At 64.7% G+C, this 16459-nt stretch carries 15 protein-coding genes; 5 read left to right on the forward strand and 10 right to left on the reverse strand.

Annotation, left to right across the window (positions count from 1 at the left end; all coding sequences use genetic code 11):
• Positions 1-24: 24 nt before the first annotated feature.
• From G6N55_RS27955 to G6N55_RS27965, 3 genes are all read right to left on the reverse strand, one after another.
• Entirely contained in the window at positions 25-1581 is a 1557-nt protein-coding gene (locus tag G6N55_RS27955; RefSeq protein WP_085221511.1) for a phytoene desaturase family protein, read from the reverse strand.
• 1 nt (position 1582) lies between these two features.
• The gene (locus G6N55_RS27960; protein ID WP_139826771.1) at positions 1583-2476 is read right to left on the reverse strand and encodes a DUF1295 domain-containing protein; all 894 of its coding nucleotides are present in this window, start codon (positions 2474-2476) and stop codon (positions 1583-1585) included.
• A gap of 92 nt (positions 2477-2568) precedes the next feature.
• Entirely contained in the window at positions 2569-3777 is a 1209-nt protein-coding gene (locus G6N55_RS27965; RefSeq protein WP_163667597.1) for an LLM class flavin-dependent oxidoreductase, read from the reverse strand.
• A 141-nt stretch (positions 3778-3918) separates the two neighbouring features.
• On the opposite strand from G6N55_RS27965, the gene G6N55_RS27970 reads away from it, so the two are divergent.
• The gene (locus G6N55_RS27970; protein WP_163667600.1) at positions 3919-4491 is read left to right on the forward strand and encodes a TetR/AcrR family transcriptional regulator; all 573 of its coding nucleotides are present in this window, start codon (positions 3919-3921) and stop codon (positions 4489-4491) included.
• On the opposite strand, the gene G6N55_RS27975 is transcribed toward G6N55_RS27970, so the two are convergent.
• The 5 genes from G6N55_RS27975 to G6N55_RS27995 are packed head-to-tail and all read right to left on the reverse strand — an operon-like array spanning position 4475 to position 10073.
• The gene (locus G6N55_RS27975; RefSeq protein ID WP_085221515.1) at positions 4475-5665 is read right to left on the reverse strand and encodes an LLM class flavin-dependent oxidoreductase; all 1191 of its coding nucleotides are present in this window, start codon (positions 5663-5665) and stop codon (positions 4475-4477) included. The two genes, G6N55_RS27970 and G6N55_RS27975, sit on opposite strands and share 17 nt — an antisense overlap.
• Complete coding sequence (locus G6N55_RS27980) at positions 5653-6798, reverse strand: TIGR03857 family LLM class F420-dependent oxidoreductase (protein ID WP_085221516.1); 1146 nt, start codon at positions 6796-6798, stop codon at positions 5653-5655. The genes G6N55_RS27975 and G6N55_RS27980 overlap by 13 nt, the downstream gene beginning before the upstream one ends.
• Positions 6795-7856 carry a phosphotransferase family protein gene (locus tag G6N55_RS27985; protein ID WP_163667603.1) on the reverse strand — a complete coding sequence of 354 codons (1062 nt, stop codon included), beginning with the start codon at positions 7854-7856 and terminating at the stop codon, positions 6795-6797. Before G6N55_RS27985 ends, G6N55_RS27980 begins: the two co-directional genes overlap by 4 nt.
• A 52-nt stretch (positions 7857-7908) precedes the next feature.
• Entirely contained in the window at positions 7909-8976 is a 1068-nt protein-coding gene (locus tag G6N55_RS27990; RefSeq protein ID WP_085221518.1) for an AraC family transcriptional regulator, read from the reverse strand.
• A 44-nt stretch (positions 8977-9020) separates the two neighbouring features.
• Entirely contained in the window at positions 9021-10073 is a 1053-nt protein-coding gene (locus tag G6N55_RS27995) for a saccharopine dehydrogenase NADP-binding domain-containing protein (RefSeq protein ID WP_085221519.1), read from the reverse strand.
• Between the two features lie 102 nt (positions 10074-10175).
• On the opposite strand from G6N55_RS27995, the gene G6N55_RS28000 reads away from it, so the two are divergent.
• The 4 genes from G6N55_RS28000 to G6N55_RS28015 all read left to right on the forward strand — a co-directional run bounded on the left by G6N55_RS28000 (position 10176) and on the right by G6N55_RS28015 (position 14350).
• A complete protein-coding gene (locus G6N55_RS28000) occupies positions 10176-12179 on the forward strand; it encodes an SDR family oxidoreductase (protein WP_085221520.1) in 2004 nt (667 codons plus the stop codon).
• A 104-nt stretch (positions 12180-12283) separates the two neighbouring features.
• The gene (locus G6N55_RS28005; protein WP_163667606.1) at positions 12284-13342 is read left to right on the forward strand and encodes a DUF1214 domain-containing protein; all 1059 of its coding nucleotides are present in this window, start codon (positions 12284-12286) and stop codon (positions 13340-13342) included.
• Positions 13339-13920, forward strand: a complete 582-nt coding sequence (locus G6N55_RS28010; RefSeq protein ID WP_163667610.1) for a TetR/AcrR family transcriptional regulator — start codon at positions 13339-13341, stop codon at positions 13918-13920. Before G6N55_RS28005 ends, G6N55_RS28010 begins: the two co-directional genes overlap by 4 nt.
• Before the next feature lie 40 nt (positions 13921-13960).
• Complete coding sequence (locus tag G6N55_RS28015) at positions 13961-14350, forward strand: nuclear transport factor 2 family protein (RefSeq protein ID WP_085221523.1); 390 nt, start codon at positions 13961-13963, stop codon at positions 14348-14350.
• Positions 14351-14365: 15 nt separating this feature from the next.
• Here the strand turns inward: G6N55_RS28015 and G6N55_RS28020 are convergent, their stop codons facing one another.
• On the reverse strand, positions 14366-15427 hold the full coding sequence (locus G6N55_RS28020; RefSeq protein ID WP_085221717.1) for a phosphotransferase: 1062 nt from the start codon (positions 15425-15427) through the stop codon (positions 14366-14368).
• Positions 15428-15449: 22 nt separating this feature from the next.
• Positions 15450-16442, reverse strand: a complete 993-nt coding sequence (locus tag G6N55_RS28025; RefSeq protein ID WP_085221524.1) for a DUF7065 domain-containing protein — start codon at positions 16440-16442, stop codon at positions 15450-15452.
• Between the last annotated feature and the right edge of the window lie 17 nt (positions 16443-16459).

Here is a 16459-nt window from a genome sequence, read left to right on the forward strand (position 1 = left end):
GCATACGAGTGATCCCAGCAGCGGTTATAGGGTTTTGAGGACGGTGCGGGCGGTGGTCCTGCCCGCCCAGCCGTGCACCCCGCCCATTGGATGCGCGCCGGCACCCGTGTGCCACAGGCCCGGGATGGGCGTGCGGTAGCCCGCCAGCGACGCGGTCGGTCGATTGGGCCCCATCTGGTTCAGTGACATGTCGACGACGACGTAGCTGCCCTCATGCGTCATGTCGCGCAGTTCGGCAGGGCTTTTTACCCAGCTGCCGGTGACGGCGCCGGCGAATCCCGGCGCCACCTCGTCGACCTTCTGTATCGCCTGGTCCGCGAAGGACCCGCGATGTTGCGCCCATTGGCTGCCGTCAGCGAAGGTTTGCGGAACCGCGGTGCAGAACAGGTACATGGTGTCGCCCGCGCTTCCCGGCGGCACCTGTGAGCGATCGAAGGCCGACGGCATCAGCGCCCACATCGGCGTCTCGGACGGAATGCGGCCGTGCATCGCGGTGTCGAGCGCGCGGTCGACATAGTCTTTGGTGTCGCCGATCAGCATGTAGCTGCCCCACAGTTCGGGCCTGTCGCACAACAACTTTGGCCGCTCCGATAACGCGACGTCGATCTTGGCGTTATTGATACCCCAGCCGTTGATGCGGATGTTGCGCACCTCGTCGAGCACCGCTTCGGACACGTGAGCCGGGTCAACCAGCTTGCTCATCAGCGTGACCGGGTCGATCGCCGCGATGACCTGCCGGGACTGCAGCACCTCGCCGTTGACCAGCCGCACTCCGGTGGCCTGCCCGCCCCGGACCAGGATCTCTTCGACGGCCGCGTCGGTGCGGGCCTCACCACCGTGGTGGCGCAGGCACGCGGCCAGCGCCGCGGTGAACTCGGCCATACCGCCGACCGGGCGTTTGATGCCCCATCCGATGTGCAGCATGATCACGCCCAGTACGGCTCCCGATCCCGGTTCCCGCAGCGGCGCTTCCGAGCCGGAGGCGTAGATCGCCAGCAGCGACTTGACCTCTTCGGACTCGAACATCGACTCGATGAGCTGATGCGGCGAAGCCATCAGCATGCGGGCGACGGGCGCCAGGTTGCGGCGCTTGCGCACGGCGCGCCAACCGAGTTCCGCGACGGTCTTGGCCCGCGGACGGGTGGGATGGTCCATCAGGTAGGGCGCCGCCACGTACCAGAAGTCGCACCACATCTCGCAGAGTTGCGCGAACTTGGCGGCGTCACGCTTCGAATATCGCCGGATCTCGTCGACGGTGCGGTCGAGCGAGCGCCATAGCCCGATCGACTGGCCTTCCGGCCCGACGTAGGCGCCCCAGGGTTCTGGGCTGTCCTGGCGCAATCCGAAGGATTCCAGCCGCAGCTCGCTGACGATGGAGGGTTCCAGATTGGTGAACAGCAGATCCACCGCACACGGATTCATCACGAATCCCGGTGCTTCGGAGACGGTTTCGCGCGAGTAGGTCATGCCGCCGAGCCACGGATTTCGCTCCAGCACCACGACGCGTTTGCCGGCCCGGGCGAGATAGGTGGCGCAGGTCAGACCGTGGTGGCCCCCGCCGACGATGATGGCGTCATACATCTCAGGCCGCGTTCGCGCTGGCGCGCTGCTGAGCGAGCCGGGCCTGATTGCGCGCAATAGCTTCGTCCGACAACGGAATCGGCAGGAATCGGCGGGTGCGCGCCATCAGCTCCTGATACTCGGGCCGCACGCCCATGTAGTTGTCCTGGAACGCCGAGCCGAGCACCGAGGTCAGCATGATCGTGTTGATGAGCGGGCCCGCAACCGTCCACCAGCAGGACGGATTTCCGGCGACGGCGACCAGCCACATGCCCCACCAGACCGTGGTGGTGCCGAAGTAGTTCGGGTGGCGGCTGTGCTTCCAGACGCCGGTGTTGAGGTAGCGCGGTCGCTCGTCGAGTGCCAGGAAGGCCTGCAGTTGTGCGTCCGCCACCGTCTCGAAGTACAGGCCGACCATGAAGACCACCAGCCCGGCGAATGCGAGCAGGCCGATGCCGCCGTTAGGTGTCCGGTTCTTCAAAATGCCGACCACGGCCGGCATTCCGATCAAGACGATGATCACGGCCTGGGGTTCCATCACCCGGAAGAAGCTCTTCCACCAGTAGCCGGGTGACATCTCTTTGACGAAGTTCAGATAGCGCGGATCGCCGCCATGCACCGGCACGTAGCGCCGCCAGCGTGCCGCCAGATACCACCCGAGCCGGCCGCCGTGCAGCATCACCATGAATAGCAGCAGCGCCGCGGTGACCGATTGGGCGCCGACGATCAGGTAGGCCAACAAGGCCGGGACCGCGAAGGCGAAGCCGTACCAGCCGTCCATCATCGAATGGTTGCCCTGCAACAGGCCCACCACCCACAGGATCGTCACCACCGAGAACGTGAAGATGGCGCAAAACAGAAAGACGCTGAGGTCGCTGGACGGGTTCACGCCCAAGCTGGAGACGAAATCACCCACGCTCATACCGTAACAAATCGTGAGAACGATCGGTAACTAGCAATCGATAGATATCGACAGTAATACCCATAAATGACCGTCGATGAAAGCGTTCACGATCGTTCAGCGGCCGGTATTGGGTCCGGCGCCTCGGTGGGTAGTGGTTGCCCGTTCAGCTTGCGCAGGTGGTTGCAGGTTTCCAGGACGAGGTCGACCTGGCCGGCGGGGTCGCCGAAGTTACCGCTACCGAGAAAAGTGGTGTAGTTGATGACGTTGACCCAGACTTCGTTGCTCTGTGGCACGGCGTCGATGTACGCCTGCAGTTGATCGGCAACCGATTCGGGAGTGCCGCAGGCACGCGCGCGTCGGACTACCTCCGGTGGAGTCTTGTCGATGATCTTCAGGGCATCCTCTCGTGACCATTCGGTCGGCAGCAGATGCGTCGGGTAGGAGTAGTCGGGCCGGATCGGGTGCTCGCCCAGGCCCCAGGCCTGGTAAACGTTCGGTCCGGGGATCACGGCCGCGGCGTCCCACCGTGCGATCCGGTCGTGAGTGTGCCGCTCGACCTTGGCCTCGGTTTCATCGATGATGTTCATCGTCAACAGGTAGAAGATCATCGCGTCCGGGTCGCGACCGGCTTCCTCGGTTTTGCGGCGCGCTGTCGCAACCTCCGCGGCATACCATTCCGGCGACCCGCACGTCGGGACATACGTGATCCAACCATCGGCGTGCTTGGCGGCGATGTCGACGGCGCGGCCCGGCCCGCCGGCAATGAGGATGGGCGGCCGTTTCTCGCCGTAGGGCATCAGCGGGAGCACCGCGTTGCGCAGGTTCCAGTGCGGCCCGTCGTAATTCACTACGTCGGGGGCATCCAACAACAACTTGATGATCTTGACGGACTCTTCCAGGTGTCCGAACGGCTTGGAGCGTGCGATGCCGTACGGCGCGAACTGCTTGATCTCACCCGCGCCCATGCCCAGGAAGAAGCGTCCCTTCGAATAGTGGTCGAGTGTGGCGGTCAGCTGCGCCATATTGGCCGGTGGCCGCCGGATCGAATCGAAGACCGTCGTCCCGATCTGAATCTTGTCGGTGTGGATCGCCACGTCCGTCATCAGCGGCCAGGTGTCCATGAACGTGTCGATATCCCAGAACTCCGACGCTGGAGCCAGGTCGGGTGTCCATAGTGACCGGGGGATGGTGAGCATCATCTGGTCCGACCAGATCATGAAGTCGTAGCCTTGCCGCTCGTACATCTGCCCAACTGCGCGGTTGAGATCCGGGTCGAACATGTGGCCGCAGGGACCGTATTTGACGCTTCGCATCGCCATCCTTCCCGTGTTGAATTCGTCGGCTCGCACCATGTTAGGCCATCTGGCCCAATAGTTGGGCCAGATGGCCTAAACTAGCTGACTAGTGCACGCGGAACAGCGGGAGGCGACGTGTCGCTCGATATGCTGCGCCCTGTGGCAGCAGGTCCCAATATTTCGCCCAACCAGCGGGAGAAACGGCGAGAGATCGTCGAGGCCGCCAAGTCCGCGCTGCTCGCCAACGGGCTGGATCGTTTCACCGCCCGCGCGCTCACCGAGACCGGGTCGTTTAGCCGCAGCGCGATTCATTATTACTTCGATTCGGTCGAAGAGATCGTCGATGCCGCGATGGCCAGCCAACTCGAGTCCTTTCTCGAGATGCTCAACACGGTGGCGGCCGAGCACGAGGCACCACTCGATCGTTTCTGGGCCGTGACGCACCGGTATCTCGCCCACTTCTCTGACCAGCCCGCTCTTACCTTGCTGTGGTTCGACTACTCGATCGCGGCGGTTCAGGCCGGCCGCCCGCACCCGGCCGTCGAGATCGAGTCGCGGTTGCGCGAGATATTCGTCGGGCTGCTGCGAGACTGCGGCGTGCCGGACTGGGAGGCTCGTTCCGAGGCGCTGCTCGCCTTCATGTTGGGCACGACGCTGCGCGGCGTGCTGCATCCGGGGGTATCTGCCGGTGATGTGCGGCGGCAACTCGCCGCGGTCAGCGGGCTGGGGTGAGCGGCTCGCGCGGTGCCGTTAGTGGTCCGCTCGAATACTGTTTGATCAGCCCTGCCGTCTGGATCGAACGCTCGAAAGCGGCTACCGCTTCGACCGGGTCGAGCACCATCGGCAGGTAGTCCATCGGGCACACCCAGTCGGCGCCCGCCGCGACATATTCGGCGATGGTGGCCGCGACTTCCGCCGGAGTTCCGCACACCCAGCCGGACGTCACGTGGGCGTCCGTGGCGGTGCCGAGCACACCCTCGATCAGCGAGTCGGGAGTGTTGCGCGGCAACAGATCGCTGTAGTACCGCCAGCCGTCAGGGAACGGCGACTCGAGGCCGATCTTGTCCCAGTCGGTGGGTTCAATCCGACCGAACACCGCCGCCAGCCATTTGATCAGCGGGTTGGTGAATTTCTCCTCGAGTTGGTTTGTGTCCCTACCGATCAAACAGGGGAACCACACGGCGAATTCGAACTCGCCAGGATCACGGCCCTTGGCGGCGACGGTCTCGAGGATCTGTTCGCGTGCACGAGCGAACTCGTCGGGACCCGCCCACACCGGTGGGCAGGTTGTCGCGAGTCCATCGGCATACGAGGTGGTGTGATCGATGAGGATGGGACCGCCACCCAAGCCCATGATCTTGGGCCGGCGGGGCACCCCGCCGCCGACCGAGGCTCCCGTGTAGTGCCAACGCTTGCCCTCGAAGTCGATCGGTTCACCGCCGCTGTCCAACATCGCACCGAAGATACGAAACAGATCTTCCATTCGCGACATGCCTTGAGAGCGTTTGTAACCGAACGGCGCGCACTGCTTGGCCTCGCCGCCGCCGACCTGCAACGTGACCTCGCCCTCGGTCATGTTGGTAAGAGTCAGCGCCGCCTGGACGAGCTCACCCGGACCGCGCCGCACCGAGTCCGTTGACACGGCGACATCGAGCGTGGGAGCCGCCGCGAGCAGGTAGCCGGCCAGCGTGAACGGATCGGAGTGTGAGTCAGGGTCTGCCAGCGCCGCGGCCGCCGGTGCGATCTCCGGTTTCCACAATTGCGGTGGGATAAAGTTCCCGAACTGATCGGCGATCAGCATGCCGTCGACGCCGCCGGATTCCAGCGCGCGGGCCTGCTCCGCTATCGCACTGGCGGGAATGTGACGATCACCCCAGAGCGCGATCGCAGTTTTCACTCGGGCCATTTCGTCTGTCCTCCATAATCCTTGGACGATTCACGCCATGCCGCCGCCAGGGCGGCGTTCTGGCCGGGGGTGCTGCCATACGTGACGATCTCGTCGGCACCCGCGGCGCGGAACCGTCGAAGTGCAGCGACACACTCGGCAACTGTTCCGATCGCGCAGGAGGCCAGCATCCAGTCGTCGGGGATCAGAGCGGCCGGGCCCAACAGCTCACGGCGATGAAAGCTCAAGTCGCTCACTGCCGTAGGCATCGACGCGAATTGCTGGTGTTCGCGCAAGGCGCGCACCGGGGCCATATCCCAACCATTCAGTTCGACCAGCATCTCGCCGTAACCCGGTGCATCGAGATAGGTGACCGCCCTGGCGTGGGCGAGAGTGCGAGTCTCGATGTCATCGAGATCCGGTGCGGTGATGACGGATTGGCAGATGCGCAGGCTGGCCGGGTCACGGCCGGTCGCCCGGCATTCTTCGTGTAACCGGGCGACGATGGTGTGGGTGGCGTCCGGGGTAAACACCGGCGGCAGCAGCACGCCATCGAAACCTCTGGCCGCGGTGCGCGCCGCCACCGGCTGTCCCAACGTGCCGAACCAGACCGGCGGTGCCACGAAACCGTCACTGACGTCTTCGAGTTGAATCTGGGGGAATTTGCCGAGCGGACCGTCGTAGCTGACGGTTTCGCCCCGCCACAGTTGGCGCAACACGCCTAGGTAGTCTTCGAGTCCGCGATAACCGACCATGTCCAAGCCGGCACCGTGTAGCCAGCCCGAGTTTCCGCGCCCGAGGCCCAGGACCAGGCGGGGCCCGAATGCGGCTTGGAATGTCGCAGCCATCCCCGCCATGTGCAACGGGTGGCGCGCGGGGGTGGTGATAATGCCGGACGCGACGTCGATGCGCTGCGTGCGCGCCGCGATGGCGCCGAGGATCACGCCGGCTTCCTTGAGATTCCACCGTTCGGAGAGAAAGACCCGGCGAAATCCAATCCGCTCGGCCTCGATTCCGTCGAGAATTCCCTGGGCCGGTGTCCGGCAATCCGATTCGTAACCAGCCTCGTCACATGCCAACGACACGCGTCCACCGATCACGTACGCGCTGAGGTCCTCGAGCGCGTCGGGCGTCGCTGTGGTTGCCGTGGTCATTGCAGCGTTCCGAATGCGTCGAGCTCGTCGGCATGCACGAGGGTGCGGAGCACGAGCGCATCGGCAAGTCCGCGTTCATCGGCGGCCAGCTGCATCGCTCCGAGCATCGCGATACCCGGGGCAATCGTGTAGAGCAGGCTCTGCCGATAGTCGCGCACGCACTGGTCGAACGTGTAGCCGCGCACGCCGTGGGAAACCAGCGCGCGGTGATAACGAGCGAGCAGGTCCTGCCAGCTGTCGCGAAGCATGTCCTCGGTCATGCTGCCGGACAGCAGATAGGAGACGTCCTGAGTGCCGCGCGAGCGGCCCGCGAGCTGCCAGTCGATCACGACAGGGGCGCCATCAGGGGCGAAGAATACATTGTCCAGGCGAAAGTCGTTGTGCACAAATGTTTGTGGGCCCTCGGCGCATCGAGCCAGCACTTTGTGCCATTCGGGTGCGGCATTGGCGACGGCGTCGAGGATTTGTTCGCGGACTCGCCCGGAGTAGCGCGCGCGAAGATTGTCCAGCCCACTGCACACGAGTGCGGTGATCATCGCCGCGATCGCCGGGTCGGTCCAGCTGATCAACCGGTCCGGATCGCCGCCCGGGGGCTCGGTATCCCAGAAGCGGGCGTGCAGCACGGCGAGGACGTCGATCAGGCGTGCGGCATCCGTCACCGTCAGGCCCGCTACCTGATCACCGGCTCGAAGGTGTGCGAGATCCTCGAGGACCAGCGGCTCGGTGCCGCCGACCTCACCGACGAAATAGCAGCGCGGGACCCCGACGGGTATCGCATCCGCGATGCGCGAATAGAAAAGTTGTTCGCGCGCCGACAGGCCCATCGCCGCCTCCATTACGCGCTGGTTGTCGCTGTCGCCGCGTCCCTTGAGGATCACGAATCGCGGACCGCTACCTTCGACCGCGTAGCTCAACTCGGCACGAGCCAGGGACCCCGCGGCACTGGCAACCGCGACCGGAGTCAACGACACAGCGTCGACGGCCGTGTTGAGGCGCTCGCTAAACCAATTCGCTTCTAGCGCAGCCAGGCTCGCGGGAACCCCAACGTCTCTTGTCACGAACCCAACCCCTTGATGTCTTGCGCTGTCCAGGAGTTTATGGGTGCTTGGATTACCTTGTCCGGACACTCCTTTGACCGATTCGGACAGGCGCAACATCGGTATGCTCTCGCGTCCACGCGGCGGGTGTCATACCCGTCCAGCGGCGAAACGCGCGGGTGAAGCTCGCCACGCTGGCGTAGCCGAGGTTGCGAGCTGCGTGACGCACCGTGCCGCCCGGCGCCTCGAGCAATTCGATTGCGCGGCGCGCGCACACCTCGTCGGCCAGCGCCCGGTAGGACGTCTCCTCCTCGACCAGCCACCGGCGCAGGGTGCGTGCATCGATATGGAACTCGCGGGCCACTTCGTCGAGTCCGAGCAGCGGGGTAGCCGACCGCTGCAGCACGGCCCGAACCCGGTCGGCGACACTGTCCCGGTTGTGCAACGTCTCAATAAGTTCGTCGCAGTGCGCCAGGCAACGCCGATGGGTGTCCTCGTCCGCGCTGATCAGGGGTTGTTGCAGCACCCAAGTCGGCAGATATATTGCATTGCAAGAACTTTGGGACTCGATATCGAACCCGGGCAGCAGCGCGGCCAGGGCGGCGGTGCGCTCGGCCGGTAGCCGGGCCGTGATGTGCAGCGGTGTCGACGCTCCCACCAATGCCTGCACCGAGGTGACGTTGTAGGCGAGATCTCGTTCGATTACGAACGCGCGGATATCTTCGGGGACTTCGTCATCCGCATACAGAAGAACCACTGAGTCGCACCGGTATTCGAGCGACGGTCGCAGGAAGTTCTCGGACAGTTCGTAGTAACGAGGCCCCACCCGGATGACGTCCGCGATGGTCCGGCACGACGACAGCAGCAGGCCCCACGCGCCCAGCGAGCTGAGCCGCAGGCGTACACCCACTGCGGCGCCCAGACCGGGCGGATCGCCGGTCGCCTCGGCGAGATTGCGGGCGGCCCGAATGGCCTGTTCTGCTTCGATGAGAAGATCGGTGCGATCGATGTCGCTCAGCGACAGTCCGGTGCCGTCAAGGCACACCCGCGCCGGAACGCCCCACTCGCCGCCGACCTCCAGCAGCACCCGCATCGGGCCGAGTCCACGCGGAAAGTCCCAGTAGGGACGGCCGGAACCCATAACAGGAATATAGGAGAACGAACGCTCGCTGAGGCTGGTTCGGGTCAATCGCGGGAGCCGGTCGCGCCGCCTACGGGCTGGCGCAGGCCTACACCAAGGCGCGCGGCCACCTCGGCGGGGTCTCCCACCACGGCCGCCGACATACCGACTCCGGGTGCGCCGTAGCCGTCACACAACCGGTTGGCAACCGCGAACGCGGCCTGGCTGGTCAATTCGTAGGTGTCGTCGACGTCGACCCGCGCAACCGCAGACGTGTGCCCATCGGATGCGGCAACCGCGATTCCGAACTCGCCGCCCGGCCGAACCGGTCTGCCAACGCGATGCTCGACTGCGCGGATCGCGCGCATCGCGGATGCCGAGCGGGCTGCCAACCCGATGCCGGCCAGCAGGCATGCCAACGCGGGCGCTGCCGGAGTCAGCAGGAAACTGTCGATGCTGGCCTGCGGCCACACCGTCGACATCGTCAGTGGATCGGTCAACGGGAATCGCGTGCCAAGTCCGAGCGGAGTGCGGTGGGTGCCGCCGGGTATCACGAAACGCCGCATGCCCTTGTCGATGACGGGGGCGCCGCCGGTGACGATCTCGATCGTCGACTGGATCGTGCCCCTGCTGGGGCGCATACCCCACGGCAAGTAGCCGACAGTGATGTCAGTGACCGGCTCGTCCAGGGCGGCCACCGCCGACTTCGCCGCCAGCCCCGAGCACAAGCCGAGGCCCGCCGACGGCACGATGGTTACCCCGGCAGAGCGTGCTTGCTGGTCGTAGCGGTCCAGAAGTGTTGCCACATAGCGTGGTTCGCCCGTCAAGTCGAGATAGTGCACGCCGGCCGAGAGTGCGGCCTCCAGCACTGGCACCCCGAAGTGGGTATAGGGACCAACGCATGACGCGACGACACTGATGCCCTTGAAAACGGAGCTGACCTGATCCAGCGGGGCGGCGCGTACCTCCGCATCCAGCGGTGCGGCGAGCGCCTCGAGCTCGGCACGCCTGCGTCCTGCCAGCACGACGGGCATTCCATGTGACGCCGCGATTTCGGCGAGGCGACGCCCCACCGCTCCCGTGGCGCCGTAGATCAGAAGTCGATGCTCGGAGTCCATCGCAGCCCTTGCCTTCTGTAATCGCGATCACTAGCTTGTTCAACCAAGCGACTTAGTCACGTGGTTGAAAAATAGCAACCGACGTTCAGGAGGACGCCCGAAATGAACCGATTGGCCGGCAAGGTCGCAGTCATCACCGGTGCGGGGACGGGCCTGGGCCGATCCGCGGCTGTCCTCTTCGCCCGTGAGGGCGCGGCCGTCGTCGGCTGCGGCCGCACCGAATCGACCGGCGCCGAGACGATGCGATTGATTGAGGTCGACGGGGGCGTAGCCAGCTGGGTGGCGGGGGACGTAAGCCGGGGCGAGGACGTAGATCGCATCGTGCGCACCGCCGTCGAGCGCTATGGCCGTATCGACATCGTCGTCAACAACGCGGGTGTGCTGAATAGCCGCCGCGAGACCGGCGCCGGGTCGATGGGGACCACGCTCGAGATCCGGGAGGACGACTGGGACGAGGTGCTCGACGTAAATTTGCGTTCGGTGTTCCTGATGTGCCGGCGGGTGTTGCCGTTGATGCGTGAGCAGGCCGGTGGCGCGATCCTGAACGTCGCCTCCACGGCGGCCAGTCAGGGGTACCCGAACTCGCACCACTACAGCGCCTCCAAGGGCGGCATCTCCGCACTCACCAAGAGTCTCGCGGTCAGCTACGGCGCCTTCAACATCCGGGTGAACGCCCTAATCGCGGGTGGATTCGAATCCCCAGGTGTCGCCGAGCTGATGCCGTTGTTCAAACCGCTGCTCGACGATCCGCAGATGCGTTACCTGTGGTGTCCGCTGGGCCGCCTCGGCACCAGTGACGAACTGGCGAAGACGATGCTCTTTCTGTGCTCGGACGACGCGTCGTATGTGCACGGCGCCGATATCGCTTGTGACGGTGGGCAATCGATCGGTGCCGTGCCCAACTTTGGGCCACGGCCTCCGGCGCCGCCGCTGTTCGCCGAGGATCTACTGGACGCCGCGACGATGGAGACCGGCCTGACGGATTTTGGTGACCGGTCGTTCGTCGAAGGCCTTACGGTGTTCGCGGATGCGCTGCGCACCGAAGCGGGTTTGAGTCGGATCGGACACATGCTTACCGCGGGCGACATTGTGCGGATGCTCACCAATCGGCTGCGCTACCAGCGCGATATGGGCAAGCATCCCGAAATTCACGACGAGCGCATCGTCGCACCGATAGTCGTGACGGGCCTGCCGCGCACGGGCACCTCGAAGCTGCAGCGGATGATGGCCGCTGACCCGGGCGTGCAGCGCCTCGACGTATGGCGGCTGCTGAATCCCGCTCCCTTCCCCGGCGAGCAGCCGGGTGCTCCGCAGCCCAGGATCAATTACGCGCTGGGCGTGGAACATCAACTGGCGAACCAGTTTCCGGACTTCATGGCGCGCCACCCGACTGAGGCGTGCGAGCCCGACGAAGAACTGCTGCTGATGGAGATGACGTTCCAGTCCGTGGTCTCCTCGTTGCGAACCCGCGTTCCGTCCTTCCGTGAGTTCGTCAACACGCGGTCGCCCGAGCCGATGTATGCCTTCATCAAGGAGATGCTGCAGTATCTGCAATGGCAGGATGATGGTGGCCGGGGCAGGCCCTGGATCCTGAAATCGCCGGCTCACCTCGGTCATATCCCGTTGTTGCTCAAGACGTTCCCGGACGCGACGGTGGTGCACTGCCATCGAGATCCGCGGGTGATCATCCCGTCGTTCGCCAGTCTGCTGGAGGCCGGGCGCCGGATGGGCAGTGATGACGTCGACCCGCATCAGGTGGGTATCGACACGCTGGAATACTGGGCGGCGCAGATGCGGCGCAACGTCGCCGATCGCGACACGGTCGATCCCGTGCGGATCATCGATGTCAGCTACGAGCGGATCCGCGACGACGCTATCTCGGTGATCGCCGAGGTGTACGCGCGAGCCGGCCGCGAAATCACGCCTGAGGCGGCCGCGGCCTTTGCCGAGTACGAAAAGCGCCGCCCCGAAGGACATTTCGGGGGGCACAACTACACGGCTGAGCAGTTCGGACTCACCGATGAACGCATCTATGCCGAGTTCGCCGAATACCTGCAACGTTTTCCGGAAGCGCGCTCGAAGACGTCGGCGGGACTGGCCACATGAACGTCGAGATGATCGGCGACGGATCACTGTGGGCCGAGTTCATCGACACAGCGGGACGCGCCGGGGCGATCGTCTACGACGACCCGCGGATCGCGGACGATGCTGTGCAGGCCGAGGGTATCCGCTATCTCACCCGCATCATTGCGGGCGGAATCCCCATGACTATGGAGGCCTGGGACGCCGACTTTCCGCAACTGATCAAATTTCTCTCGCCGACAATCCAATTCGGTCTACCTGCCGCAGATTGCTGCTATCACTGGGCGGCGGTCGAAGCGGGCCGGACTTATCGCATCTCGGGCAAGCGCGGCACCTCCCGGGTGTTCGACGTGGAGACCCGCAGCGGTCATATGGCCCATCTGGGCGACTGGAAGCTACTGGACCGCAGCAGCGATTTTGAGTTCGGGCCCGATGGTGAATTCGAACTGATCATCAGCGACACCCGGCAGCACGGCAACTGGCTGCAGTTGCCAGATGGCAAGGGCTGCATCGTCATTCGGCAGTACTATTACGACTGGCTCACCGAGGAGCCCGCCAACCTGGTGATCGAGCGTGTTGGCGCGCAGTATCCGCCCGCGCCGGTGTCACCGGCCAACGTTGCCGAGGGTATGGAACTGCTCAAGGCGTGGATACAGAACGTACCCAGGGCATGCAGGCACGCTGTCGAGGGCCATTACAACGCCCCGGCAAACACGTTGGAATTCGTTCCGATCGATTTCGGTTGGGCCGATTTGCTGTACGGCAGAGGCCATTACACCTGCGCACCCGACCAGGCGGTGATCGTCGAAATGCCACCTCCCGAAGCGCCATACTGGGGGATCGAGTTGGTGAGTCACTTCTGGGAGGCGCACGACTGGCACCTGCGTCAGACGTCGATCAACGGCCACCAGGCGATGCTCGATTCCGACGGGGTGTTCCGTGCGGTCATTGCCCACACAGATCCCGGTGTACCGAACTGGCTGGACACGGCGGGTCATTCGGTCGGTCTGATTGCCGCGCGGTACTTTCGCGCTAAGACGACATCGGCGCCGACATTGCGAACGGTTGCACTGGCGGCGCTGCGGGACCACCTGCCAGCCGACACGGCGGCTGTCACACCCGCGCAGCGGCAGGAGTCGCTGCGCGCCAGGGCGCTGTCGGTGCGCCGGCGAGGATGCGATTCATGACGACAACCGGACTCGACCGCACGGCCCGGCGCGAGCGCGAAATCCTCGATGCCGCGGCCAAACTGTTCAGCGAACGTGGATACTCATCGACCACTATCCGCGATATTGGCGCCGAGGCGGGTCTCAACCATGCGACCACCAACTACTATTTCCGCGGCAAGGCGGCCGTGCTGTTCGCCATCTACTCCGAAGCGCTCGACGGGTTCTTCTCCGGGCTCGACACGGTAACCGGGAAACCCGATGAGGCGCTGGCCCAAGTGGTGCGCGTTGCCGTGACGGCTGCCGTGCACCGCAGGGATGAGACGGCCGTGTACTTCCAGGAACTGCGCTGGCTGGACCAACTGTTGCCACCCGACATGGCGGCGACCGTCCACGAGCGACAGCATCGGTTTCGCGCCAGGGTCTGCGAGATTGTCGAGGAGGGCATCGCACAGGGGCTGTTTCGTCCCCTCGATCCGGGGATCGCGGTAGAGGCCGTGGTCGCCATGGCCAGATGGGCCTACCAGAACGACGGCACCGTCGGGCCGCACGCCGCAGACGAATGTGCCCAGTTTGTGGTGAATGGACTTCGCCCATAACCGTTGGACGCGATAGCCGCTATGAGGACAGGAGGTTTCGATGACCGTAACGACCACCAGCCGCGACCTGATGACGCGGATGTACGACTCGGCAGCCAAAGCCGACTACGACGATGTGTTCGCGTGTCTGAGTGAGGATCTCGTTGTCAACGAGCCGCCATTCCTGCCGTACGGTGACACCTACCGGGGTCACGAAGGCTTCAAGAGCCTGATCGGCAAGGTCACCCAGGTGCTCGATGTCTCACAGATGCGGGTCATTCGAATGGTCGCGGAAGACGATCGAGCCATCGGCATCATCGAGATGCCCGACATCGCCACGGGTGAACAGATTCTGCTCGCCGAGGAGTCGCTGATTCGCGACGGCAAGGTCGTGGAGATCAACGTCTATTTCCACGAGCCGCGTACGCTGCTCGGCAAGCCCAGGCTGTGAACGCCTGCACTCGGATCACATCAGGCCGGCGAGCTGCGCAGCCTCCAGGTCCAGTGCCATATCCGCGTACCGGCGGGTCTGGTCTGCGATGACGCGGTCGACGCGTTCCGAAGACGCGACCTGGCTGGACAGGCCGCAGAAGAGATAGACGGCATACAGTGCGCCTTCGCGGTAGGCGCGAAAGCAGTCATCGAAGTCGTAGCCCGCGACGCCGGTGGACATCAGACGTTCGTGGAACTCTGCGAGCAGTGCGCGCTCAGCGCGCCGGCGTGCCTTCGTCGAGAGTGAGGAGCCAAGGAAGTATGCCGGGTCCATTCCCGGAGGGCCGAGGCGCACGGTCTGGAAGTCGAGAAGCGTGGCACGCGGGACGGGGTCGAGACTAAAGAGGATGTTGTCTGTTCGGAGGTCGCCGTGCTGAACGACCGACGGGCCGTCCCACGATCTGATCCATTTGCCCGCCTGCGGAATGACGGTCTCGAACAGAGCGACCTGGGGAGGTTCGAGTGCGTGCCCGAAGCGGGCAAGCCACGGATCGAGCCCGGCGGGCATCGAGTCGAAAACCTGCACTGTCCGTTGATGATCGGCGAGCCAGGGCATGGCCGCGGTGATCGGCGAGTTCCACGAGGCGCCCTGGAGACGGGCGAGTTCGGCCAAGACCGCGCTGCACTCGCCGCTGGTGCTCTCCTCGAGGACATCACCCGGGCGCGTGCGCTCGCTGAGGTCTTCGAGAACAAGGGTGAATGCGCCGGTCACTTCATCAAGCTCGGCGAAATAGCAAGTGGGAGTGCCTAAATCGGACAAGTGGGGGAGCAGATCACGGTAGAAGCGCACCTCGAGTTCGTACATCCGCATCGCCTCGGCCAGGGCGCGCGTGCCCGCATCCGACGTCGGGAACTTCACGATCACCGACTCGGGCGAGCCGTTCGCGTCGTCCCAGATCAACGTCGCGCGCACCATGCGGCACATCGCGCCGCCGCCCACCTGGTCGATCCGGGCGGCGGTCACCGTCGGGCCCGGGGAGCCGAGTGCTCGGGTAAACCACTCGGGGGTGAGCTCGTCGGGACTGGACACCGTCATCGTGAGCAACCTTCGTCTCATGTCACGGACGTCCGGCGTGCAACGCCTGGCGCTGGTGGGCACGGATCACGTCGATGTCGAACCAGTCCTGGTTCTCGCCCCAGCCCGGTTCGCCGTCGACGTCCCAATTGGCAAGGCACCACTGCATATGCCAGATGCTGTGCCACTTCAGGCAGTTCTGGACTGTCGACTCCGCGTGGAGCTCGCGGCCGCGGTCGTCAATCAAGTGGAGGGCGACGCGGCGAGGCCGGCCGTCCAGCTCGCGGTCCAGGACAGCCCGCGTGCCACCGACGACATGCGCCATGACTCCGTCCTTGGTCATGTGGCCGTAACTCACTTGATCGATGGACCGGGCCGTCACCGGTGCTTTGGGGTCGGGCCGCGCCGACGTCACCGCGAACGAGGTGCGGTCCGATGCCCAGGCGAAGTCGAACCCGCCGCCGGGAAGGTTGTGCGCCGGGCCGGGCCGCAGTCCCCGCGAGTGGTCCCGGAAGTGGTGGCAGTCCACCGGGATCGTCTCGCCGTGCACGGAGATCGTGCCCGTCACGGTGCCAAGTTGTTCGTAGTGGACCCCGCCGTAGATGTCGAAGCCGTGCTCACCGGAGTAATGCAGGTTCGGCGGCGGGTAGGCGCCCGTCCAGAGCAGATCGAGCGAATAGGTGTCGCTGGAATAGCCCAGGTGGTACTGCTTGATCGGCTCAATGGTCTTGCAGCGCATGCCATTACCCAGCTCGAAATCGAACATGTCGGTGTCGGGAGCCATCGGGTTGAAGTGGAACCATTCCGAGTAGAGGCAGTTGTGTGTCTCCGTGCCGTTGTCGTCCCACAACGCGACGCCCGCCGATGTCAGATTCATGTTCGGCCGGTGCCAGACGTAGAAATAGCCGTCGATCTTGCGCTCGGGAATCATGAACCCGAACAGGCCCGACTCGTTCCAGAACGGGTCGGACGGCCGCGCGTGATAGCGAAATGAGTCGTCTTCTGGCGTGATTTCGCGTTCGGTGTCGATTGTCATCGTCGTCTTTCTCTCGT

Source organism: Mycobacterium florentinum (assembly GCF_010730355.1).
Lineage (GTDB): Bacteria > Actinomycetota > Actinomycetes > Mycobacteriales > Mycobacteriaceae > Mycobacterium > Mycobacterium florentinum.